Annotated in this window: 24 protein-coding genes; 1 reads left to right on the forward strand and 23 read right to left on the reverse strand. The window is 59.0% G+C overall.

Annotation, left to right across the window (positions count from 1 at the left end; all coding sequences use genetic code 11):
• Positions 1-67 precede the first annotated feature (67 nt).
• From GSR16_RS10385 to GSR16_RS10400, 4 genes are all read right to left on the reverse strand, one after another.
• A complete protein-coding gene (locus GSR16_RS10385) occupies positions 68-412 on the reverse strand; it encodes a 2Fe-2S iron-sulfur cluster-binding protein (RefSeq protein ID WP_159877111.1) in 345 nt (114 codons plus the stop codon).
• A gap of 2 nt (positions 413-414) precedes the next feature.
• Positions 415-1,608 (reverse strand): molybdopterin molybdotransferase MoeA, encoded by a 1,194-nt coding sequence (locus tag GSR16_RS10390; RefSeq protein ID WP_159877113.1) that lies wholly within the window; start codon positions 1,606-1,608, stop codon positions 415-417.
• Entirely contained in the window at positions 1,595-2,104 is a 510-nt protein-coding gene (gene mobB / locus GSR16_RS10395; protein WP_159877115.1) for a molybdopterin-guanine dinucleotide biosynthesis protein B, read from the reverse strand. The genes GSR16_RS10390 and mobB overlap by 14 nt, the downstream gene beginning before the upstream one ends.
• A gap of 118 nt (positions 2,105-2,222) precedes the next feature.
• Positions 2,223-2,441 carry a hypothetical protein gene (locus GSR16_RS10400; RefSeq protein ID WP_159877117.1) on the reverse strand — a complete coding sequence of 73 codons (219 nt, stop codon included), beginning with the start codon at positions 2,439-2,441 and terminating at the stop codon, positions 2,223-2,225.
• Here GSR16_RS10400 and GSR16_RS10405 point away from each other — a divergent pair.
• Complete coding sequence (locus GSR16_RS10405) at positions 2,440-2,604, forward strand: hypothetical protein (protein ID WP_159877119.1); 165 nt, start codon at positions 2,440-2,442, stop codon at positions 2,602-2,604. The genes GSR16_RS10400 and GSR16_RS10405 overlap by 2 nt on opposite strands.
• Here GSR16_RS10405 and GSR16_RS10410 read toward each other — a convergent pair whose 3' ends face one another.
• The 19 genes from GSR16_RS10410 to tsf all read right to left on the reverse strand — a co-directional run bounded on the left by GSR16_RS10410 (position 2,605) and on the right by tsf (position 20,320).
• Positions 2,605-3,732, reverse strand: coding sequence for a succinylglutamate desuccinylase/aspartoacylase family protein (locus tag GSR16_RS10410; protein WP_159877121.1), 1,128 nt, complete (start codon positions 3,730-3,732; stop codon positions 2,605-2,607).
• A 33-nt stretch (positions 3,733-3,765) separates the two neighbouring features.
• A complete protein-coding gene (locus GSR16_RS10415) occupies positions 3,766-4,533 on the reverse strand; it encodes an ABC transporter ATP-binding protein (protein WP_159877123.1) in 768 nt (255 codons plus the stop codon).
• Positions 4,534-4,556: 23 nt separating this feature from the next.
• Positions 4,557-5,270, reverse strand: coding sequence for an ABC transporter permease (locus GSR16_RS10420; RefSeq protein ID WP_159877125.1), 714 nt, complete (start codon positions 5,268-5,270; stop codon positions 4,557-4,559).
• Positions 5,267-5,956 (reverse strand): ABC transporter permease, encoded by a 690-nt coding sequence (locus GSR16_RS10425; RefSeq protein ID WP_159877127.1) that lies wholly within the window; start codon positions 5,954-5,956, stop codon positions 5,267-5,269. Before GSR16_RS10425 ends, GSR16_RS10420 begins: the two co-directional genes overlap by 4 nt.
• 511 nt (positions 5,957-6,467) lie before the next feature.
• On the reverse strand, positions 6,468-6,968 hold the full coding sequence (locus GSR16_RS10430) for a DNA-deoxyinosine glycosylase (protein WP_159877129.1): 501 nt from the start codon (positions 6,966-6,968) through the stop codon (positions 6,468-6,470).
• Between the two features lie 10 nt (positions 6,969-6,978).
• Positions 6,979-7,572 (reverse strand): ribonuclease HII, encoded by a 594-nt coding sequence (rnhB, locus tag GSR16_RS10435; protein WP_205677571.1) that lies wholly within the window; start codon positions 7,570-7,572, stop codon positions 6,979-6,981.
• Positions 7,569-8,753 (reverse strand): lipid-A-disaccharide synthase, encoded by a 1,185-nt coding sequence (lpxB, locus tag GSR16_RS10440; protein ID WP_159877131.1) that lies wholly within the window; start codon positions 8,751-8,753, stop codon positions 7,569-7,571. Before lpxB ends, rnhB begins: the two co-directional genes overlap by 4 nt.
• A 2-nt stretch (positions 8,754-8,755) precedes the next feature.
• Positions 8,756-9,532, reverse strand: coding sequence for an acyl-ACP--UDP-N-acetylglucosamine O-acyltransferase (gene lpxA / locus GSR16_RS10445; RefSeq protein ID WP_159877133.1), 777 nt, complete (start codon positions 9,530-9,532; stop codon positions 8,756-8,758).
• A gap of 2 nt (positions 9,533-9,534) precedes the next feature.
• Complete coding sequence (fabZ, locus tag GSR16_RS10450) at positions 9,535-9,987, reverse strand: 3-hydroxyacyl-ACP dehydratase FabZ (protein ID WP_159877135.1); 453 nt, start codon at positions 9,985-9,987, stop codon at positions 9,535-9,537.
• Positions 9,980-11,029: a UDP-3-O-(3-hydroxymyristoyl)glucosamine N-acyltransferase gene (gene lpxD, locus GSR16_RS10455; protein WP_159877137.1), complete on the reverse strand. Its 1,050-nt coding sequence runs from the start codon at positions 11,027-11,029 to the stop codon at positions 9,980-9,982. Before lpxD ends, fabZ begins: the two co-directional genes overlap by 8 nt.
• 52 nt (positions 11,030-11,081) lie before the next feature.
• Positions 11,082-11,570 (reverse strand): OmpH/Skp family outer membrane protein, encoded by a 489-nt coding sequence (locus GSR16_RS10460; protein ID WP_159877139.1) that lies wholly within the window; start codon positions 11,568-11,570, stop codon positions 11,082-11,084.
• Between the two features lie 18 nt (positions 11,571-11,588).
• Positions 11,589-13,889: an outer membrane protein assembly factor BamA gene (gene bamA, locus GSR16_RS10465; RefSeq protein ID WP_159877141.1), complete on the reverse strand. Its 2,301-nt coding sequence runs from the start codon at positions 13,887-13,889 to the stop codon at positions 11,589-11,591.
• A gap of 9 nt (positions 13,890-13,898) precedes the next feature.
• Entirely contained in the window at positions 13,899-15,245 is a 1,347-nt protein-coding gene (gene rseP / locus GSR16_RS10470; protein WP_159877143.1) for an RIP metalloprotease RseP, read from the reverse strand.
• On the reverse strand, positions 15,239-16,420 hold the full coding sequence (gene ispC / locus GSR16_RS10475) for a 1-deoxy-D-xylulose-5-phosphate reductoisomerase (protein ID WP_159877145.1): 1,182 nt from the start codon (positions 16,418-16,420) through the stop codon (positions 15,239-15,241). Before ispC ends, rseP begins: the two co-directional genes overlap by 7 nt.
• 9 nt (positions 16,421-16,429) lie before the next feature.
• Entirely contained in the window at positions 16,430-17,236 is an 807-nt protein-coding gene (locus GSR16_RS10480; protein ID WP_159877147.1) for a phosphatidate cytidylyltransferase, read from the reverse strand.
• Positions 17,237-17,242: 6 nt separating this feature from the next.
• Complete coding sequence (gene uppS / locus GSR16_RS10485; protein ID WP_240902663.1) at positions 17,243-17,926, reverse strand: polyprenyl diphosphate synthase; 684 nt, start codon at positions 17,924-17,926, stop codon at positions 17,243-17,245.
• A 77-nt stretch (positions 17,927-18,003) separates the two neighbouring features.
• The gene (frr, locus tag GSR16_RS10490) at positions 18,004-18,561 is read right to left on the reverse strand and encodes a ribosome recycling factor (RefSeq protein WP_159877149.1); all 558 of its coding nucleotides are present in this window, start codon (positions 18,559-18,561) and stop codon (positions 18,004-18,006) included.
• Between the two features lie 81 nt (positions 18,562-18,642).
• A complete protein-coding gene (gene pyrH, locus GSR16_RS10495; protein ID WP_159877151.1) occupies positions 18,643-19,362 on the reverse strand; it encodes a UMP kinase in 720 nt (239 codons plus the stop codon).
• Between the two features lie 91 nt (positions 19,363-19,453).
• Positions 19,454-20,320 carry a translation elongation factor Ts gene (gene tsf / locus GSR16_RS10500; protein ID WP_159877152.1) on the reverse strand — a complete coding sequence of 289 codons (867 nt, stop codon included), beginning with the start codon at positions 20,318-20,320 and terminating at the stop codon, positions 19,454-19,456.
• Between the last annotated feature and the right edge of the window lie 37 nt (positions 20,321-20,357).

Below are 20,357 nucleotides of genomic sequence, written 5' to 3' on the forward strand. Positions count from 1 at the left end.
GGCGCACAAGCAAAAAGCCACAACTTCGGTTGTGGCTTTTGCATTGCAGCCGTTGGTCGATGGCCGCTCAGTCCTGCGGGCACACCACCAGCCAGTCGTATTCGCCCACCGGCACATGGCAGGCCAGCCGCCAGCCGGTGGAAATATCCGGCCAGCGTTCTGCTCCCGCCAGGCCTGCGTCAATCAGACCGGCCCGCAACAGCACATTGCGCTCTTTGCGAGCTGGCATCACCACTTGCTCAGGACCGGCATGACGGATGCGCACCTTGCAGGTGCCGCATGTCCCCTGCCCACAACGCCAATGCAGAGGAACATCAGCCAGTCTGGCCACATCCAGCAGCAAGTCGCCGGCACTGGCTTCCACCTCGGCCAGCAGTTGCTCATTACCATCGACAAAACGCAGTAGCGGCATGTTTACACCGCGATGGACAACAAGGCCAGCATGTCACCCGGCACCACCTGCTGCCCCGGAGCCAGGCGCACCAGACCATCCGCCCAGGCGCAGGAGGTAAGCACACCGGAGCCCTGATTGGGATAGCGTTGCAACTGCCACTGGCCATCCTGCTGCACCAGTTTCACCCGTAGAAACTCTTCCCGGCGCGCGTCCGGACGCTCCCAGGCAAAGCCCGCCGGGTATCGTGCCGGAGCGGTGTCGGTCTCGGTCAGCAAGCCGGCACAGCGCTGCAGATAGGGCTTGACCAATACCTGATAGGTGACAAAGCCGGAAACCGGGTTGCCCGGCAAACCGATGAAGCCAGCCTGGCCCACCTTGCCGCTGGCCAGCGGCTTACCCGGCTTGATGGCAATTTTCCACAGATCCAGGCTGCCTTCGGCCTCCACCGCCGCCTTGACGTGGTCTTCCTCGCCCACCGATACGCCGCCGCAAGTCATGATCACATCGGCCAGCGCCGCCGCATCCTGCAGGATTTCACGGGTACGGCTGAGCGAATCCGGCACGATGCCCAGATCAGTCACTTCACACCCCAGACGCATCAGCTCCGGCACCAGCCAGTAACGGTTGGAATTGTAGATATGGCCCGGTACCAGCGGCTGGCCAGGCTCGGTCAGTTCGTCACCGGTAAAGAACACGGCCACGCGCAAGGGCCGGTAAACCGTCAGCGCCGGCACACCGATAGAAGCAGCCAAACCCAGATCAGCCGTAGCCAGCATTTTCCCGGCAGCCAGCACGGTAGCACCCTGGCAGATATCCTCGCCAGCCCGGCGGATGTTTTGCCCCGGCTTCACCGGCTGGGTAAAAGTCACCTGGCCATCGTCCTGTACCTCGGCCTGCTCCTGCATCACTACCGCATCAGCACCGGCAGGAATGGGCGCACCGGTAAAGATGCGCGCCACCGTGCCAGCTGGCAAAGGCTGCGGCTGGCAGCCCGCCGGAATGCGCTGCGATACCGGCAGCGGGCCGCTGCCATCGGCACTGCTCAGCGCATAGCCGTCCATGGCGCTATTGTCCTGCGGCGGCACATCGACGGTAGCCAGCACCGGCTCGGCCAGGATACGGCCCAGCGCTTGCAGCAGGGGAAGGCTTTCAGTGGTGCGGACAACCTGGGCGCGCTGCAATAGCCAGTCGCGTGCTTGATCAACGGTGAGCATCGTGTTGGGTTTCCAGAAGGGCAAGAATGAAACGGGCCACGCCGTCGGCATCATCACGCCGGAAGCGGGGTAAATCGACAGGGACATCGGCATCACTGATCAGCGCCAGCACGGCGGGGTCATGCAGGCACAACGGCGCATGTCCCAATGCCGGATCATAGACCTCCAGCCGGGGATGGGATTCGTGCTTGAAGCCTTCGGCCAGCACCAGATCGCAGGGCCGCAAGGCCGCCACATGGGTTGCCAGCGGGGCATCGTTGCCTTGCGGCATGGTTTCCACCAGCAGGCGGCGGCGTGCACCGGCCAGCAGTACCTGACGCGCTCCAGCCTCGCGGTGTCGCCAGCTGTCCTTGCCAGGCTGATCCCAATCGACATCGTGATGGGTATGCTTGATCACGGCAACATCGACACCGGCCGCACACAACAAGGGAATGACCTTTTCCAGCAAGGTGGTCTTGCCACTGCCGGAATAGCCAGCAACGCCCAGGACATACATGATGACAACATCCAATAAAAAGGGGTTGGCCGGCATCATAACATGCAGGCCAACCCCGTTCTTCCATCTGACGAACTAGTCCTGCCAAGCGTATTGCCTGACGTTTCTGCCTGGCAGCTCAGGCAACTGCCCGGGCCAATGGCACGGGCTGACCTTCAACCTGTTCGAATCGTTTCCAGTCCACAATCATCACCTGACTCAGGCCGCAATCCATCGCCAGCTGGGCTTCTATTTCCTCCAGCACCTGATGACAATGAATACTGCCATTGATGGCAACCTCGGCACGACGCATGACAGTGTCGTCAGGCGTGACAAACCAGATGCAATACCGACTCATGCTTTCCCTCCTCTCCTGCGGGATGCTCAACACTATCAATATCAGTGCAAGCGGCATGAAACTTCAAGTTTTCAGGAATGCCAACCCGGCTCTGCCATGCCTTGGGACGGAAAAGGCGACAGATCAGGCTCCTGCTCTTGCCATCTTCCCGCTGGAAGTCTAATCAGGCACCCAGCAGGTTTTTCTTGCCCAAGGGTGCCGCACCGGCAATCTTGGCGACGGTACTGCCACGCGTAACATAGGGATGGCGGGCAAACACATAGAACACGCCATCTGTTCCGGCACGCAAGGTGGTAGCCGTAGCAGCAATCGGATCAATCACATCGGCAATGGCATCTCCGGCATGAACCACGCTGCCCAGTTCGGCCAGCATCACGATAACGCCGGCATGCGGTGCAATCAGCGTTTCCGAGCCGTGCAGCGGCGTGGCCGGGTGCGGCAGCGCCGGCACTGCCACCGGCGGCGCGCAAATCACGCCACACGCAGTCAGATAATGCAGGATGGCCTGGCTATCCTGTCCGGCCAACGTGTAATTGACATCGCCCTCACCACGCAGCTCCACGGTCACCGCCACACTATCGAATGGCACCGGGAATTGCGGCAAGGCAGCACGGATTTTGGCCCAGGGCAGGAAGATGGCCTCATCAAAAGGCATCACGCCATATTCATCTGCCAGCAGCGAGGCGCCACATTGCAGATGTGCCGCCAGCGGCTCCACCAGCGGCCAGTGTTCGCTATGCGCGTAAATATGGACCGGCCCGGCAAAATCACAGTGCAGATCCAGCACCAGGTCCGCATCCAGCGCCAGCAGATGCAGGGTCTGGCGCAGGCTTTGCAGCTCGCTGTTGACGGCCTGACCGGCAATGGCAGTGCGCAAGGCCTGCCGGATGATGCTGCGGTTGGCATCGATATCCGGCGTCAGTTGCTGTTCCAGCTGCGGGATGATCTGTGCCGAGGGCTCGCTGTAGAGCCGGTTAAAGTTTTCACCGGTTTCCAGATCAAAACGGCCCTGCGGCTGATAGTGCAGCTGCTGGGCAAGACCAATGGGATTAGCCACCGGCACCAGCACGATTTCCGCCTGCAGCAGGCCGCGCGCTTCCAGATCGGCCAACTGCTGACGCAGCAGGTGGGCCACCAGCATGCCGGGAATCTCCCCCGCATGCAGGCTGGCCTGGATATACACCTTGCGCGGCCACCCGCCGCTGCCTGCCGCCGGGCCAAAATGAAAACTGGTAATGCTGCGCTGGGTGCCCAGGCTGGGCGACAGTAGCGGGTGGATTTCCGTACGCATGAATGACTCCTGATGATTGGGATGCGGGCAGTGTTACTTCAGGCTGCCAGACAAAAACTGCTGCAGACGCTCGCTTTTGGGCTGACTGAGCACCGTAGCCGGGTGCCCTTCTTCCTCGATCCGGCCCTGATGCAGAAAGATGACATGGTTGGACACATTGCGGGCAAAGCCCATTTCATGGGTCACCACCACCATGGTGCGGCCCTCCTCGGCCAGTGCCTGCATCACGCGCAATACCTCGCCGACCAGTTCCGGGTCCAGCGCCGAAGTCGGCTCATCAAACAGCATCACTTCCGGCTCCATCGCCAGCGCCCGGGCAATGGCTACCCGTTGCTGCTGGCCGCCGGACAGGTGCGAGGGATATTTGTTTTCCTGCTGTTCAGTCAGCCCTACCTTGGTCAGGTATTTACGTGCGCGCTGCAAGGCTTCGTCGCGGGACAGCCCCAGCACATGCATGGGCGCTTCGATAATGTTTTCCAGCACCGTCATGTGCGACCACAGATTGAAATGCTGGAACACCATGGACAGCTCGGTGCGCATTTTCTGCAATTGTTTCGGATCACGCGGACGCTGGCTACCTTTTTTGTCCAGCTCGGTCTGCAGCACTTCGCCGTTCAGGCTGATTTCCCCGGCGCAGGGCTGTTCCAGAAAATTGATGCAGCGCAGAAAGGTGCTCTTGCCCGAACCGGACGAGCCGATGATGCTGATCACATCGCCGGCCTTGGCCTTGAGCGACACCCCCTTCAGCACTTCATGCTGGCCATATTTTTTATGCAGATCATTCACAGTCAGTTTGTACATGACAACTCTCCAGACTCCGGAAATCAGTGGCCCATCGGGCGCAAAAAGGCTAACCAGCGGTTTTCACACTGACGGAACAGCCATACCAGTCCAAAAGCAATGCAGGCATACAGCACGGCGGCGATGCCAAAGGCTTCGAACGATGCGTAGGTAGCCGCATTGACATCGCGCGCCACCTTGAGGATGTCCGGCACGGTGGCGGTAAAGGCCACGGTGGTGGCATGCAGCATCAGGATGACTTCATTGCTGTAGTAAGGCAGCGCCCGGCGCAACATGGCGGGGATGATGATGCGGGTGTATTTGACCCAGGGCGACATGCCCAGTGCGCTCGCCGCCTCGATCTCGCCATAGGGAATGGCACGAATGGCACCGGCAAAGATTTCGGTGGTGTAGGCACAGGTATTCAGCGCAAAAGCCAGGATGGTGCAGTTGATGCCCTCACGGAAGAAGTGCTCCAGCAACTCCACCGAACGCACCACGTGCAAGCTGTAGATGCCGGAATAAAAGATCAGCAGCTGGATATACAGCGGTGTGCCGCGGAATACATAGGTATAGAACCACACCGGCCGGCTGATCCAGCGGCGTGACGATACCCGTGCCACTGCCAGCGGCACCGACAGGCAAAAACCACACAGCACCGAGGCGATCAGCAGCCACAAGGTCATCGCCACGCCAGACAGATGGTAGCCGTCATTCCACAGCCAGGCCTGCCAGTAGTCGTGAATGATATCGATCATAGAACCGCCTTTCGTACGCCGGCCGAGTAATGGCTTTCCAGCCAGAGCAGCACCAGATTGGAAACCGTGGTGATCAGCAGATACATCAGCGCGCCCACCACGGCAAACAGGAACATCTGCATGGTGGCCTTGCCCGCGTCCTGGGTGGCCTTGACGATATCAGCCAGCCCGATGATGGATACCAGCGCGGTGGCCTTGACCAGCACCTGCCAGTTATTGGCGATGCCGGGCAAGGCAAAGCGCATCATTTGCGGAAACAGCACGCGGCGAAAGCTCTGCCACGGCGTCATGCCATAGGCGATGGCGGCTTCGATCTGCCCGGCTGGCACCGACAGAAAGGCTCCACGGAAGGTTTCGGTAAAGTAGGCACCATAAATGAAAGCCAGGGTCACCACGCCGGCCAGAAAGGGATCGATATCGATCTGCGCCATGCCCAGCGCCTCGGTGCACTGGTTCAGGCCCAGTTGCAAGCTGTAGAACAGCAGCAGCATCAGCACCAGATCAGGCACGCTGCGGATCAGCGTGGTATAGGCCGTGGCCCAGCCGCGCAGCAATCTGGCTTTGGACAGCCTGGAGCTGGCACCGGCCAGACCGATCAGCATGGACAACAGCAGGGAAAGTAGTGACAGCTTCAAGGTCACCCAACTGCCCGCCAGAATGAGCGGGCCAAATCCGGACAGGAACATGGCTACCCCCTGCTAAGCAGATGAACGGGGCGGAACAGGCAGGCAGACGCCGGACCGATAGACGGTGGCCAGCAGCAAGGGCGACGATGCGCCCGGGGGGAGGAATACAGCTTCATGACAGTTCTCCTTGGCAGAGCAAACCGACATGGCGGCGGCCTAGACTGGCCGCTACCCACCATATCGGCAGCAGGAAGGCCACCTGTACCGGTGACTCATCTGTCACGATGCTAATCAAGCCTTATTGTATATACAATAAGTTTTCATGTGCAGGTGCAGCACGCTGCACTGATTACATGGCTACACCGTTGCTGAAAAATAGTTAGCTCTTCCAAAAAAACACCAAACATAACTTACTGTATTTATTGAAATAAATTACAAACCAGGACAATGCAAACAATAACCAGCAGTATGGATAATAAAAAATCCCTACCCAAAACCATTCTTATTTGTATATGCATTTAAGCGAATAACACCCGAAACAAGACAGCAAAAACCCCACAAAGTGACACCATCAGCGCAACAGATCAGCCAGTTTCAGCCACTGCGTCAGCTTGCTGGCATAGGCCATGGTATGGGCGGGACTGGAGGATGGCAGATCGATCAACTGCAGCTGGCCGGCAAGGCCAGCCAACTGACGGCGGCCAATACCAGCTGCCGTTGCGCCATTGAAGGCAATTCCACGCAGGCCGGGCAAGGTGCTACACAAGGCGGTCAGGTCATTGGCGCTGGCTGCACGGATATCGGTATCCAGGCTGCCCTTGCGACGGGCTTCCGCCACTACATCCCACAGACCCACACCATGTAACTGCATGGCAGAAAGACGCTGAGCATAGGGCAAGGTGGCCAGATCCTGCCCGGTCACTGCGCCCAGTAAACGCCAGAACTGATTGCGCGGATGGGCGTAATACTGCGCCGCCTGCAAGGAAGCATCTCCGGGCAGGGAGCCCAGAATCAGCAGACGGGTGTGTACATCTACAACCGGGGGAAAGCAGGATTTGGCAGTATCAGACATGCCGGGCCGTCTAAAACAGCTGTCCTTGCTGGCGGGCAATCCAGGCCTTGACCGGCCCGAAGGATTTGCGGTGCTCGGCCAAAGCGCCATGCTGCTCCAGTGCGGCCAGATGCTCGGCAGTGGGATAGCCCTTGTGGCGGGCAAAGCCGTACTGCGGATGCAGGGCATCCAGCGCAATCAGTTCGGCATCCCTGGCCGTCTTGGCCAGGATGGAGGCTGCCGAAATGGCCTGCACCTTGGCATCACCCTTGACGATGGCCTCAGCCGGCAGGTTGATTTGCTTGGGCACGCGATTACCGTCAATCAGCACCCTGCCCGGCTGCACGGCCAGGCCGGCCACCGCCCGGCTCATCGCCAGCATGGTGGCTTGCAGGATGTTGAGCTTGTCGATTTCCTCGACACTGGCACTGGCAATGCACCAGGCCATGGCATCGCGCTTGATCAGCAGCGCCAGTGCATTGCGGCGCGCTTCGCTCAATACCTTGGAATCGGCCAAACCGGCAATCGGCCGCGCCGGGTCGAGTATCACCGCGGCGGCAAACACCGCGCCCGCCAACGGTCCGCGCCCGGCTTCATCCACACCGGCAATCAGGATGTCGCTCATGCCGGCTGCAGCTGACATCCCGCCTCCTGCAACACCGCCGTGGCGGCCAGCTCTGCCGTATCGGCCAGCAAGGACTGATGCAGCTCAGTGAACGCCTGCATCATTTCAACACGAGCGTCCTTGTCTTCGTACAAGCGCTTGACCTCGGCGGCCAGCTTCTCCGCCGTGGCATCCTTTTGCAGCAGCTCCGGCACCACAAAGCGACCACACAGGATATTGGGCAGCCCCACGTAAGGCAGCTTGATCTTGCGCTTCACCAATTGATAAGTCAGCCAGGACAGCTTGTAGCTGATCACCATCGGCCGCTTGGTGAGTGCTACTTCCAGCGTGGCGGTGCCGCTGGTCACCAGCACCACGTCGCTGGCAATCATCGCCATCTGCGCATGACCGAACAGCTTGCGCAGCGGCAAGTCCCAAGCCTTGTGCCGGGTTAGCATGCGGTCGAACAGATCCATGGTGGCACGCGTGGCCAGCGGCACCAGGAAGGTGGCGTCCGGGTAGTCGCGCAACAGGATGCGGGCGGCCTCGATATACAGCGGGGCCATGAACTCCAGCTCGCTCTTGCGACTGCCGGGCATCAGGGTGAAGATCGGTCCCTGGCGCGGCAGGCCCAGTTGCTCACGCATGGCAAACTGGTCAGGCACCATGGGGATTTCATTGGCCAGCGGATGGCCGACAAAGTCGGCCTTGACCTTGGCCTGCTGATACAGGGCCGGCTCCATCGGAAACAGGCACAGCACACGGTTGACGGCACGGCCTATCTTGTAGATACGCTCCAGCCGCCAGGCCCACACCGAAGGGCTGACATAGTGCACGGTGGCGATGCCGCATTTTTTCAGCGCGGCTTCCAGCGCCAGATTGAAATCCGGCGCATCCACACCAATGAAAACATCGGGTTTTTCTGCCTTCAGCCGCTCGCGCAGCGTCCGGCGGATGCGCAGCAGCTCTGGCAGACAGCGCAACACCTCGGCATAGCCACGCACGGCCAGTTTTTCCTGCGGCACCATGGAAGAAAAACCACGTGCTTCCATACGCGGGCCGCCGATACCGGCAAATTCGATATCGGCATGGCGTGCCTGCAGGGCTTCCATCAGGTGAGCGGCCAAGAGGTCACCGGAGGCTTCTCCGGCCACCATGGCCACCTTGAGCGCGCCTTGGCGCTTGAACAAGGGTTCAGACATGATCAGCGGATGATGCCTCGCTCGGACTGGGCAAAGAAGCGGGTAAACGGTTCCAGCTCGGCATGGCCTTGCTGCGCCTCGGCCAGAATTGCCTCTTTGGCGGCATCGTACTGCAGGCCCTGGCGGTACAGCGCCTTGTAGGCATTACGCACGCGGCGGATTTGCTCCGGGGTAAAGCCACGACGCTTCAGACCCTCGGCATTGATGCCGGCAGGCACTGCACGGTTGCCGTGTGCCATCACATACGGTGGCACATCCTGCGCCACGGCACTGGCAAAGGCGGTCATGGCGTGATCGCCGATGATGGCAAACTGGTGCACGCTGGTGAAACCACCCAGAATCACCCAGTCACCGATATGCACATGGCCGCCCAGTGTGGCGTTGTTGGCAAAGATGGTGTTGTTGCCGATCTGGCAGTCATGACCCAGATGCACATAGGCCATGATCCAGTTGTTATTGCCCAGCCGGGTCACGCCCACATCCTGCGCCGTGCCGATATTGAAGGTACAGAATTCGCGAATGGTGTTGTTGTCGCCGATTTCCAGCCGGGTGGGTTCACCGGCGTACTTCTTGTCCTGCGGCACCGCACCCAGCGAACTGAACTGGAAAATGCGGTTGTTCTTGCCGATGCTGGTATGCCCTTCGATCACCACGTGCGGACCCACCCAGGTACCACTGTCTATGCTGACATCCGGCCCGATGATGGAGTAAGCACCGATTTCAACGTCATCGGCAATCCGGGCCTTGGGGTCGACAATCGCCGTCGGATGAATGGCCATGATCAGACCTCGCGCTTGGCACACATGATTTCGGCTTCGCAAGCCACCTGACCATCCACCAGCGCGCGGGCAGTGTACTTGCCGATACCACGCTTGACAGTGATCTGCTCCACTTCGAAGATCAGCTGGTCGCCCGGCACCACCTGGCGCTTGAAGCGGGCCTTGTCGATGCCGACAAAGAAGTACAGCTCGTTTTCACCGCGCTCCCCCTGACTCTTGATGGCCAGAATACCGGCTGCCTGCGCCAGTGCTTCGATAATCAGCACACCCGGCATCACCGGGTACTGCTCGAAGTGGCCGCAGAAAAAAGGCTCGTTGATGGTGACGTTTTTCAGCGCCTTGATGCGGGTATCCGGCACCATTTCCGTTACGCGATCCACCAGCAGGAAGGGATAGCGGTGCGGCAGGCACTTCATGATTTCACGTACATCGATGCTTACGGCGTGCTCAGTCATTACTGTTGTCCTTGTTTTCTTTCAGAGTGCCGATCTCGCGTTCGAGTTGTTTTATCCGTTTGGCGAGATCGTCCAGATGTCTTACGTGAACGGCGTTACCCAGCCATTCCTTCATGGTTTGCAGCGGGTAGGACGAGGCATAGGTATCCGGCTGGCGAATGGATTTGGACACCAGGGTGCCGCCGCCGATATGCGTCTTGTCCGCTACTTCGATATGACCGACAAACATGGCGGCCCCGCCCACCGTGCAATACGCGCCGATGGTGGTGCTACCGGCAATGCCGACGCAACCGGCAATGGCGGTATGCGCGCCGATCTGCACGTTGTGTGCAATCTGCACCAGGTTATCGATCTTGGCACCGCGGCGGATAATGGTGTCGGCCAGTGCGCCACGGTCGATGGTGGTATTGGCACCCACTTCGACGTCATCTTCCAGAATGGCGCGTCCGGTTTGCGGAATCTTGAACCACTGATCCTTGGCCCAGGCCAGGCCAAAGCCATCAGCACCAATCACGCTGCCTGAATGCACGGCAACGCGGTTACCCAGCACGCAGCCGTGATAAACCGTGACATTGGGATACAGCACCACATCATCGCCCAGCACGGCACCAGCACCGACCACCACGCCCGGATGCAGAATGCAGCGCTCGCCAATGACGGCAGCGGCACCAATGCTGACGTGTTCGCGCACTTCGCTGCTGGCGGCAATCACCGCCCCCTCGCCAATCACGGCCGAGGCATGAATGCCACCGCGCGCCGGTGCCGGCGGGTGGAACAGCGTGGCCACCTTGGCAAAATACAGATAAGGGTCATCCACCACGATCCAGGAGCGCGAGGTATCAAGCTCGGCTTCCAGTTTGGGTGAAACAATCACCGCACCGGCAGCGCAATCATCCAGCTGCTTGCGGTACTTGGGATTGGACAGAAAAGTGATATCGCTGGCGGCCGCTGCATCCAGCGGTGCCAGGCGTTCAACCGTGCGGTCTGCGCCCTTGAGCACGCCGCCCAGGCTGGCCACGATATGAGAAAGCGTATACGCCATCAAAAATTAAAGCCGACCACGGGTCGGCTTCTCCCGTAACAGTTGCGCAGGATTACTTCTCAAGTTCCTTCAGGACTTTGCCGGTCAGGTCGTACTTGGGATTGACGTAAACCACATCCTGCAGGATCAGGTCATATTGTTCGCGATCGGCAATCTGCCGCAGCACGCGGTTGGCCCGCTCCTGTACCGAAGCAAACTCCTCGTTGCGGCGCTGGTTGAAGTCTTCCGACAATTCACGGCCCTTGGCCTGATAGTCGCGATCCAAGCCAGCATATTCGCGTTCGTAGCGCTTGCGGTCATCGATGGACAGCGTGCTCTTGGCCATCAGGCCCTCCAGCTCCTTGGCACGCTTTTCCATCTTTTTCAGCTCGGCGCGGCGGTCGGCAAACTCCTTGTCCAGTTTTTTCTGGATGGCGATGGCCGGTGCCGCTTCACGATATACCCGCTCGATATTGACAAAACCCAGCTTGAAATCAGCAGCCGAGGCCTGCAGGCTGACCAGCGCCAGCCCGGCAATCAGCCATTTGAAAGAAGATTTCATGTTCAGGCCTCTTTAGGTTTAGAAGACGGTACCCAGCTGGAACTGGAAGCTCTGATACTTGTCGCCTTCCTTCTTGCGCAGTGCCTTGGCCAGACTGAACTTCATCGGCCCCAGCGGGGACAGCCAGGTGACGGCTGCACCGGTGGAATAGCGCAACTCGCTGCTAGGCGTACTGCCGCTGATGGTGCTATCCCATACCGAACCGGCATCAAAGAATACGCTGGCACGCACCGACTTGTTGTCTTTCATGCCCGGGAAGGGGAACAGCACTTCCGCATTGGCGACTGCCTTGCGGGTACCACCCAGATAGTCACCCGTGCTGGCGTCCTTGGGACCCAGACTGTTGGTGTCGTAGCCACGCACCGAGCCCAGACCACCCAGATAGAAGTTCTGGAAGAACGGCAAGGTATTGGTTTTGCCATAACCGTTGGCATAGCCTACTTCACCGTTCAACATCAGGGTGAAGGTTTTGGTCAGCGGGAAGAACCATTGCTGCGAGTGGGTCAGGCGATACCATTCGAGATCACCACCCGGCAGGGCCGCATCGGCCTGTACCTTGATATTGGCGCCACGAGTCGGCCACAGCGAGCTGTCACGGGTATCTCGTCCCCAACCGGCGGTACCGATCAGCGACAGGTTGTTGCTGCCGTACTTGTTGACGAAGTCCAGATAGCGGGTCGGACTATCGCTCCAGGTGCCCACCTTGGTTTGTTCCAGACCCAGGCTGAAGTTGATGCGGTCGGTTTCGGTAACCGGCACACCAAAGCGCATGGCAACACCATCTGTCGATGTCTTGTAGTGCGTGGTGCTGGACGACGAGCTGTTATACGGCTTGTACACGCGATGGTACAGGTCGTAACCCAGACTTACACCGTCGGCGGTAAAGTAAGGGTCGGTAAACGACAAGGTCGCCGACTTGTTGACCGAGCCATTGGAAATACCGAAGGACATGTATTTGCCTGAGCCAAAGATATTGCTCTGGGAAATACTGGCCGACAGCTGAATGCCCTCGCCCTGTACAAAGCCCACACCCGCGGAAATGCTGCCGGTAGCACGCTCTTTCAGGGTGATGTTCATGTCCACCTGGTCTGGCGCATCCGCCACCGCCGGGGTTTCCACGTTGACATCTTCAAAGTAGCCCAGCAACTCGACACGATCCTTGCTGCGCTTCACATTGGCAGCGTTGTAAACCGAGCCTTCCAGCTGGCGCAGCTCGCGGCGCACCACTTCGTCACGGGTTTTGCTGTTGCCGGCGATGTTGACGCGGCGCACATAGGTTTTGCGACCCGGGTCAACGAAGAAGGTGAAACCAACCTGCTGCTTGTCGCGATTGATATCCGGCAGCGCATTGACGTTGGCAAAGGCATAGCCGTCATTGCCCAGACGATCACTCAGCGCCTTCACGCTATCAGTGACCTTCTCGTTGTTGAACACCTCACCGGACTTCACGGTAATCAGCTTGCGCAGATCCGCCTCCGGCACCTTCAGGTCACCGGCCAACTTGATGTCGGCAACAGTAAACTTGCTGCCTTCATTGATGTTGAGCGTCAGGAACATGTGTTCCTTGTCGGCGCTGATGGAAACCTGGGTGGATTCGATATTGAATTCCAGATAGCCCTGGTTCTGGTAGAAAGCCTTCAGCTTTTCCAGATCGCCAGTCAGCTTCTGCTTGGAATACTGATTGTCCTTGGTCAGCCAGGACAGCCAGTCACCCGACGTCAGCGACATTTCATCCAGCAGCTTGTCCTGGCTGAATGCCTTGTTGCCGACAATATGAATGTCCTTGATCTGGGCGGTGATGCCTTCGGTGATGTCCAGCGTCACCGCAACACGGTTACGCTCCAGCTTGGTCACCTGCGGGGTGATCTCCACCGCATACTTGCCACGGCTGTAGTACTGGCGCTTCAGCTCCTGTACCGCACCGTCCAGCAGGGCCTGATCAAAAATGCGGGACTCGGCAAAACCGTTATCCTTGAGCGCCTTCTTCAACTGGTCCTTGCTGAACTCCTTGGCACCGTTGATGTTCAGCTGGGTAATGACCGGGCGCTCGGCCACGGCAACAATCACCACACCATCACGCGACTCTACGCGCACATCATCAAAAAAACCGGTTGCGAACAGGCTTTTGATGGATTCACGTGCCTTTTCATCGCTGAAAGTGTCACCCACCTTGACCGGCAGGTAGTTGAAGACCGTACCGGCTTCGGTACGTTGCAGGCCTTCAACGCGGATATCCTTGATCACGAACGGATCCGCAGCCCAAACAGCTGTTGCCGTAGTCATGCCCAGCACAGCGGCCGCGAGTAATTTCAATTTCATAGGTTTGTTTTAACCCCCAAAAAGGCGGCTGATATCGTTCAGCACGGCAAACAGCATCAGTGACGCCAGCAGGATGAATCCGATCTTCTGTCCAAACAGTTGCGCGCGCTCGCTTAGCGGGCGGCCTTTAACCAGCTCCGCGACATAATACATTAAGTGCCCACCATCCAGCACAGGTATTGGCAACAGATTAAGCACCCCGATGCTGACGCTGATCAGCGCCAGGAATTCCAGGTAGGGACTCCAGCCCTCACGCGCGGTCTGACCGGCGATGCTGGCAATAGTCAGCGGTCCGGACAAATTGTCCAGCGACGCCTGACCAATCACCATGCGGCCCAGGAACTTCAAGCTCATCCAGGCGGTATCGCTCATCTTGCGCAGGGCTTCGACACCCGCCTCGGCCACGGCAGGCCGGTGCACAAAGGCCAATTGCTTCATCCAGGCGGCATCCGGCAGCGGGGCTGCGCCAATGCGGCCTATCATCACATCACCATCCGCCACCGTAGCCGGACGCAGCTTTACATCCAGCGCCTTGCCATCACGCTCGATACGGATCAGCAACTCCTTGCCCGGACTTTCGTGAATCAGCCTCACCCAGGCATCCCAGCTGGCCAACGGCTTACCATCGACAGAAATCAGCTTATCACCTGCCTTAAGGCCGGCGTGGGCTGCTACGCCGCCCTCCTCGACACCGCCAATGGCCGGCAGATAGCGCATGGGCATGAAGCCGGGATTGCCCTGTTCCAACGCCTTGAGACTGTCCTCATCCGCCTGGGCCGGATCGATGCTACGCAGCACCGTGGCCGACTGCACGGTTTTGACTTGCAGCCGCAGCGGCACATCGCCACTGCCTACCGCATCCACCAGCGCCAGTCGCAGGCCTTGCCAGTCATCCACTTTCTGTCCATTGACCGACAGCACGCGGTCGCCCGGCTGGAAGCCGGCAGTAGCGGCCAGACTGGGGGTAATCACCGTGCCGATTTGCGGCAGCAACTGTGTGACACCACCAGCGATCACAACCCAGTAAAACAGCACAGCCAGTACCAGATTGGCCAGCGGACCGGCCGCCACAATGGCCATGCGCTTGTATACCGACTGGGTATTGAAAGCCAGATGGCGCTCTTCGGGTGCCACTTCCATCTCGCGCTCATCCAGCATGCGCACATAGCCGCCCAACGGAATCGGGCTGATGGCCCACTCGGTATCACCACGACGGAAGGTATATAGCGGCGCACCAAAACCTACCGAAAAGCGCAGCACCTTTACTCCGCACAGGCGAGCCACCCAGTAATGACCCAGCTCGTGAAACGTGACCAGCACACCAATGGCCACCAGGAATGCCAGGAATGTCAGCATGAACCCACCTTGTTCATGGCAAAGCGACGCGCTTCACCATCCTTGTCCAGCAAATCAGCCAGCGACACACTGGCCGACAGGCTGACACCAGCCAGCGTGGCTTCAACCACCCCGGCAATATCGACAAAGCGCAAGCGCCCTTCCAGGAAGGCCGCCACCGCCACTTCATTGGCCGCATTGAGCACCGCAGGGGCATCGCCACCACTGCGCAGCGAGGAGAAAGCGAGACCAAGACAGGGGAAACGGACCAGATCGGGCTGCTCGAACGTAAGCGAGCCCATACTAAAGAAATCCAGTGAATTTACCCCGGCTTCGATACGTTCCGGCCAGGCCAGTGCACAAGCAATCGGCGTACGCATATCGGGAGAACCCAGCTGCGCCATCACCGAGCCATCGCGGTATTGCACCATGGAATGGATGACACTTTGCGGATGCACCACCACGTCGATGCGCTCGGGAGGCGCAGAAAACAGCCAATGCGCCTCGATCACTTCCAGACCCTTGTTCATCAGGCTGGCAGAATCAACAGAAATCTTGCGCCCCATCACCCAATTGGGATGGCGACATGCATCATCCGGCGTGACCTGCAGCAAAGCCTCGGCGCTATGCTGACGGAAGGGGCCGCCGGAAGCGGTAAGAATGATCTTGCGGATGCCGGATGCGTCGAGATTACCGGCATAGTCATGCGGCAAGGACTGGAAAATGGCGTTGTGCTCGCTATCCACCGGCAACAGGGTGGCACCATGCTCGCGCACCGCCTCCATGAACAGGCGACCCGCCACCACCAGCGATTCCTTGTTGGCCAGCAGTATTTTCTTGCCAGCGCGTGCAGCAGCCATCGCAGACGGCAAGCCGGCAGCCCCGACAATTGCTGCCATGACGACATCCACCTCGGGCAAGGCGGCCACGCGCTCCAGCGCTACCGCGCCGTGCAGCACCTCGGTTGCCAGCCCCTGCTCACGCAGACGGCCCTGCAGGGTATTGGCGGCAGCGGCATCGGCCACCACGACATAAAGAGGACGAAAACGACACGCCTGCTCGAACAGGCGATCCACCTGACGATGACCGCTGAGTGCCACTACCCGGTAACGGTCAGGATGACGGGCAACCACATCCAGCGTATTGACGCCGATGCTGCCGGTTGCCCCAAGAACTGCAATGCCTTGAGGTTTCATGAGATGAGCTTACAGCCCGCCCAGCACGCGCAGCGCATTGCTGACTGCCAGAACGGCAATGAGACTATCGATTCGATCATAAACACCGCCATGGCCCGGCAACAGCTTGCTGCTGTCCTTGATGCCGGAGGCGCGCTTGAACCAGGATTCCAGCAAATCCCCACATACGCTGACCGCAGTCAATGGCAGCGCCAGCAGCACCAGCGCCCATACCGGCAGACCAACGGAAATCCAGCCCAGCCGGGTGACGATGACGACATAGATCGCCACGCCCACCAGGGCACCATACACGCCTTCCCAGCTTTTCCCCGGACTGATGGAAGGAGCCAGCTTATGCTTGCCAAAGGCCTTACCGGAGAAATAGGCGGTCACATCAGCCACCCACACCAAACCCATCACGGCCAGCAGGGTCTGCGCGTGGCTGACGTCTGCCTGCGAGCGCCATTCCAGAAAACCGTACCAGGCCGGCAGCATCAACACCCACCCCAACAGTGCAGCTAGCACGGGCGACTTCACCGTCCAGCGCTTAGCCAGCCACAAGGGCATGACCAGCAGCCAGAACAGCAGCGACAGCACATGCGCCGCCAGCGGCATCTGCCAGCCCTGTTGCCAGGAAATGGCGGCGAAGGCGCTTGTGGCGGCCAGATAGCCCCAGCGCACCACGCCTTGCAGCCCGGTCATGCGGGAATACTCCCACAGGGCCAGCAGGATGATCAGCCAGGAAAAGCCAGCCCAGGCCGTTGCCGGAAACAGAAACAAGGCGGCCAGCATCAGCGGCAGCAATACCAGAGCAGTCAGAATGCGGGTTTTGAGCATGAGGGGTCAGTTTCTGCGCTGCTGGACGGGCAGCTGTTCGCTGGTGCGCCCGAAACGGCGCTCACGTTCGCGGTAAGACTGCAGGGCCGCTTCTAGCGCACTGCGGTCAAAATCCGGCCACAACAGATCAGTGAAGTACAGTTCGGAGTAAGCCAGCTGCCACAGCAAAAAATTGCTGATGCGCTGCTCACCACCGGTGCGAATGAACAGATCCGGCTCCGGCGCCCAGTGCGTGGACAAGCGCGCGGCCAGGTTTTCTTCGGTGATTTCGCTGACGCCATCGGCAATCAGGCCATTGACCGCATTGAGCACGTCCCAGCGGCCGCCATAATCTGCCGCGATGCTGAGCACCAGGCCATCATTGCCTGCCGTCTTGTCTTCCGCCGCCTGAATGCGCTCGGCCAATGCCGGACTGAAGCGCTCGCGCGTGCCCAACACCCGCAGGCGGATGTTGTTGGCATGCAGCTTGCTGACTTCGCCTTCCAGCGCACGGAGAAACAGATCCATCAGGAAAGTCACCTCATCCGGCGGACGCCGCCAGTTTTCGGTGGAGAAGGCAAACAGCGTCAGGTGCTCCACCCCCATTTCCTTGCAGGCGGTGACGATTTCACGGACGGTATCCAGGCCCTTCTTGTGCCCAGCCACCCGCGGCAGGAAACGCTTTTTGGCCCAGCGGCCATTGCCATCCATGATGATGGCGATGTGCCGGGGTACGCAGCGCACCTCCGGCACGTCCTTGGTGGAGCTTCCAAACAAGGCTATTTCCTTTATACCGCCATCAGGTCTGCTTCTTTGCCGGCCAGCGCCTTGTCGATCTCGGCGATGAACTTGTCGGTCATTTTCTGGATGTCATCCTGACCGCGACGCTCTTCGTCCTCGGTAATGGCCTTGTCCTTGATCAGATTCTTGAATTCGTTGTTGGCATCACGGCGGATATTGCGCACGGCAACGCGGGCACCTTCGGCTTCGCCCTTCACCACCTTGATCAGGTCACGACGGCGTTCTTCGGTCAGCATCGGCATCGGTACGCGGATGATCTCACCCATGGATGCCGGGTTCAGGCCCAGATCAGAATCGCGGATGGCTTTTTCGATCTTGGCGGCCATATTTTTTTCCCAAGGCTGCACGCCAATGGTGCGGGCATCGATCAGGCTGACATTGGCTACCTGATTAACCGGCACGTCGCTACCGTAGTAGTCGACCATGACATGATCAAGAATGCCGGTATGGGCGCGACCCGTACGTACTTTGGTCAGGTCGGTCTTGAACGCCTCCAGAGACTTGGTCATCTTCTGCTCGGCGGATTTCTTGACTTCATTAATCATGCTTGCTCCAAAAATCGGTACTTTGAAAAACAAGGCGGAAAGCGGCTTCCAGCCGTTTCCGCCCCTTGGTATTCGTCAAGCTCAGCAGTGTACCAGCGTGCCTTCGTCTTCGCCAAGCACTACGCGCTTGAGCGCGCCCTGCTTGAAGATGCTGAACACCTTGATATTCAGGTGCTGGTCACGGCACAGCGCAAAGGCGGTGGCATCCATTACCTTGAGATTGCGACCAATGGCCTCATCAAAGGTCAGGGTCTGGTAGCGCACGGCATCAGGATTTTTCTTCGGGTCGTCAGTGTACACGCCATCCACCTTGGTGGCCTTGAGCATGATGTCGACATTCATTTCCATGCCGCGCAGCGCAGCGGCAGTGTCGGTGGTAAAGAAGGGGTTACCGGTGCCGGCACCAAAAATTACCACCTTACCCTCTTCCAGGTATTGCATGGCCTTGCCACGCACATAGGGCTCGGCAATCTGCTGCATGGTGAGTGCAGACTGCACCCGTGCCACTACACCTACCTTGCCCATGGCATCCTTGAGCGCCAACGCATTCATCACGGTGGCCATCATGCCCATGTAGTCGGCAGTGGCACGATCCATGCCACTGGCAGCACTGGAAACGCCACGGAAGATGTTACCGCCACCGATCACGATACCCACTTGCACGCCCAGCTCTACCACTTCCTTGATCTGACCAACAATCTGCTCGATGGTCGAGCGGTTGATGCCGTAGTTATCGTCGCCCATCAGGGCCTCACCGGACAGCTTGAGCAGAATGCGTTTAAAGGAAGGAGCTTGGCTCATGGTAACCTCGAGTTGGGTGTTTTGGGGCATTCAGTTTGCAAAACGGCACCCTGCAGGCAGGGTGCCGTTTGATCATACAGTCTTGTCAGACTTACAGCTTGGCAGCGGCAGCCACTTCAGCAGCATAGTCCACAACCTTCTTCTCGATGCCTTCGCCAACAACGAACATGGCGAATGCGTTTACGGAAGCAGATTTTTCAGCCAGCAGTTTTTCTACAGTCACGTCCGGATTCTTGACGAAGGGCTGACCAACCAGGGTCACTTCAGCCAGGAACTTGTTGACGCGGCCTTCTACCATCTTGGCGACGATATCGGCCGGCTTGCCGGATTCGGCAGCCTGAGCGGTGTAGATCTTGCGTTCTTGTTCCAGGGTTTCGGCCGGAACCTGATCCTTGGAAACACAGATCGGCTTGGAAGCAGCGATGTGCATGGCGATATCGCGACCCAGCGCTTCGTCACCCTTCAGGTCAACGATCACGCCGATCTTGGCACCGTGCAGGTAGGTAGCGATGTTACCGGCGGTTTCGTAACGCACGAAACGACGGATGGTCATGTTCTCGCCCAGCTTGGCGATGGCAGCCTTGCGGATTTCTTCAACAGACACGCCATCCACTTCCACGGCGGACAGGGCTTCAACATCAGCCGGGTTGGCAGTTGCAGCAGCCTGGGCAGCAGCAGCAGCCAGCGCCAGGAAGGTCGGGTCCTTGGCAACAAAGTCGGTTTCGCAGTTCACTTCAACCAGGGCACCAACGCCGCCGGCCACGTAAGAACCGATGATACCTTCGGCAGCCAGACGGCCAGCCATCTTGGAAGCCTTGTTGCCAGACTTGATGCGCAGGATTTCTTCAGCCTTGGCTGCGTCGCCTTCAGCTTCAACCAGAGCCTTCTTGCATTCCATCATGCCCAGACCGGTGGCAGCGCGCAGATCCGAAACCATTTTTGCGGTGATTTCCGCCATCTTGTAACTCCTGTATTCGATATGTAAGGGTAGTCAG

Source organism: Aquitalea denitrificans, assembly GCF_009856625.1.
Taxonomy (GTDB): domain Bacteria; phylum Pseudomonadota; class Gammaproteobacteria; order Burkholderiales; family Chromobacteriaceae; genus Aquitalea; species Aquitalea denitrificans.

What these genes read in the sequence shown, in the direction of transcription:
- GSR16_RS10430 (WP_159877129.1), bottom strand. Translation starts at nt 6,968, where the DNA reads ATGTCTGATACTGCCAAATCCTGCTTTCCCCCGGTTGTAGATGTACAC.
- lpxD (WP_159877137.1), bottom strand. Translation starts at nt 11,029, where the DNA reads ATGGCGTATACGCTTTCTCATATCGTGGCCAGCCTGGGCGGCGTGCTC.
- bamA (WP_159877141.1), bottom strand. Translation starts at nt 13,889, where the DNA reads ATGAAATTGAAATTACTCGCGGCCGCTGTGCTGGGCATGACTACGGCA.
- fabZ (WP_159877135.1), bottom strand. Translation starts at nt 9,987, where the DNA reads ATGACTGAGCACGCCGTAAGCATCGATGTACGTGAAATCATGAAGTGC.
- rseP (WP_159877143.1), bottom strand. Translation starts at nt 15,245, where the DNA reads ATGCTGACATTCCTGGCATTCCTGGTGGCCATTGGTGTGCTGGTCACG.
- tsf (WP_159877152.1), bottom strand. Translation starts at nt 20,320, where the DNA reads ATGGCGGAAATCACCGCAAAAATGGTTTCGGATCTGCGCGCTGCCACC.
- frr (WP_159877149.1), bottom strand. Translation starts at nt 18,561, where the DNA reads ATGATTAATGAAGTCAAGAAATCCGCCGAGCAGAAGATGACCAAGTCT.
- GSR16_RS10460 (WP_159877139.1), bottom strand. Translation starts at nt 11,570, where the DNA reads ATGAAATCTTCTTTCAAATGGCTGATTGCCGGGCTGGCGCTGGTCAGC.
- GSR16_RS10405 (WP_159877119.1), top strand. Translation starts at nt 2,440, where the DNA reads ATGCTTTCCCTCCTCTCCTGCGGGATGCTCAACACTATCAATATCAGT.
- GSR16_RS10410 (WP_159877121.1), bottom strand. Translation starts at nt 3,732, where the DNA reads ATGCGTACGGAAATCCACCCGCTACTGTCGCCCAGCCTGGGCACCCAG.
- GSR16_RS10425 (WP_159877127.1), bottom strand. Translation starts at nt 5,956, where the DNA reads ATGTTCCTGTCCGGATTTGGCCCGCTCATTCTGGCGGGCAGTTGGGTG.
- lpxB (WP_159877131.1), bottom strand. Translation starts at nt 8,753, where the DNA reads ATGTCTGAACCCTTGTTCAAGCGCCAAGGCGCGCTCAAGGTGGCCATG.
- GSR16_RS10420 (WP_159877125.1), bottom strand. Translation starts at nt 5,270, where the DNA reads ATGATCGATATCATTCACGACTACTGGCAGGCCTGGCTGTGGAATGAC.
- GSR16_RS10415 (WP_159877123.1), bottom strand. Translation starts at nt 4,533, where the DNA reads ATGTACAAACTGACTGTGAATGATCTGCATAAAAAATATGGCCAGCAT.
- GSR16_RS10400 (WP_159877117.1), bottom strand. Translation starts at nt 2,441, where the DNA reads ATGAGTCGGTATTGCATCTGGTTTGTCACGCCTGACGACACTGTCATG.
- rnhB (WP_205677571.1), bottom strand. Translation starts at nt 7,572, where the DNA reads ATGAGCGACATCCTGATTGCCGGTGTGGATGAAGCCGGGCGCGGACCG.
- GSR16_RS10480 (WP_159877147.1), bottom strand. Translation starts at nt 17,236, where the DNA reads ATGCTCAAAACCCGCATTCTGACTGCTCTGGTATTGCTGCCGCTGATG.
- uppS (WP_240902663.1), bottom strand. Translation starts at nt 17,926, where the DNA reads ATGGATGGCAATGGCCGCTGGGCCAAAAAGCGTTTCCTGCCGCGGGTG.
- ispC (WP_159877145.1), bottom strand. Translation starts at nt 16,420, where the DNA reads ATGAAACCTCAAGGCATTGCAGTTCTTGGGGCAACCGGCAGCATCGGC.
- GSR16_RS10390 (WP_159877113.1), bottom strand. Translation starts at nt 1,608, where the DNA reads ATGCTCACCGTTGATCAAGCACGCGACTGGCTATTGCAGCGCGCCCAG.
- GSR16_RS10385 (WP_159877111.1), bottom strand. Translation starts at nt 412, where the DNA reads ATGCCGCTACTGCGTTTTGTCGATGGTAATGAGCAACTGCTGGCCGAG.
- lpxA (WP_159877133.1), bottom strand. Translation starts at nt 9,532, where the DNA reads ATGGCCATTCATCCGACGGCGATTGTCGACCCCAAGGCCCGGATTGCC.
- pyrH (WP_159877151.1), bottom strand. Translation starts at nt 19,362, where the DNA reads ATGAGCCAAGCTCCTTCCTTTAAACGCATTCTGCTCAAGCTGTCCGGT.
- mobB (WP_159877115.1), bottom strand. Translation starts at nt 2,104, where the DNA reads ATGTATGTCCTGGGCGTTGCTGGCTATTCCGGCAGTGGCAAGACCACC.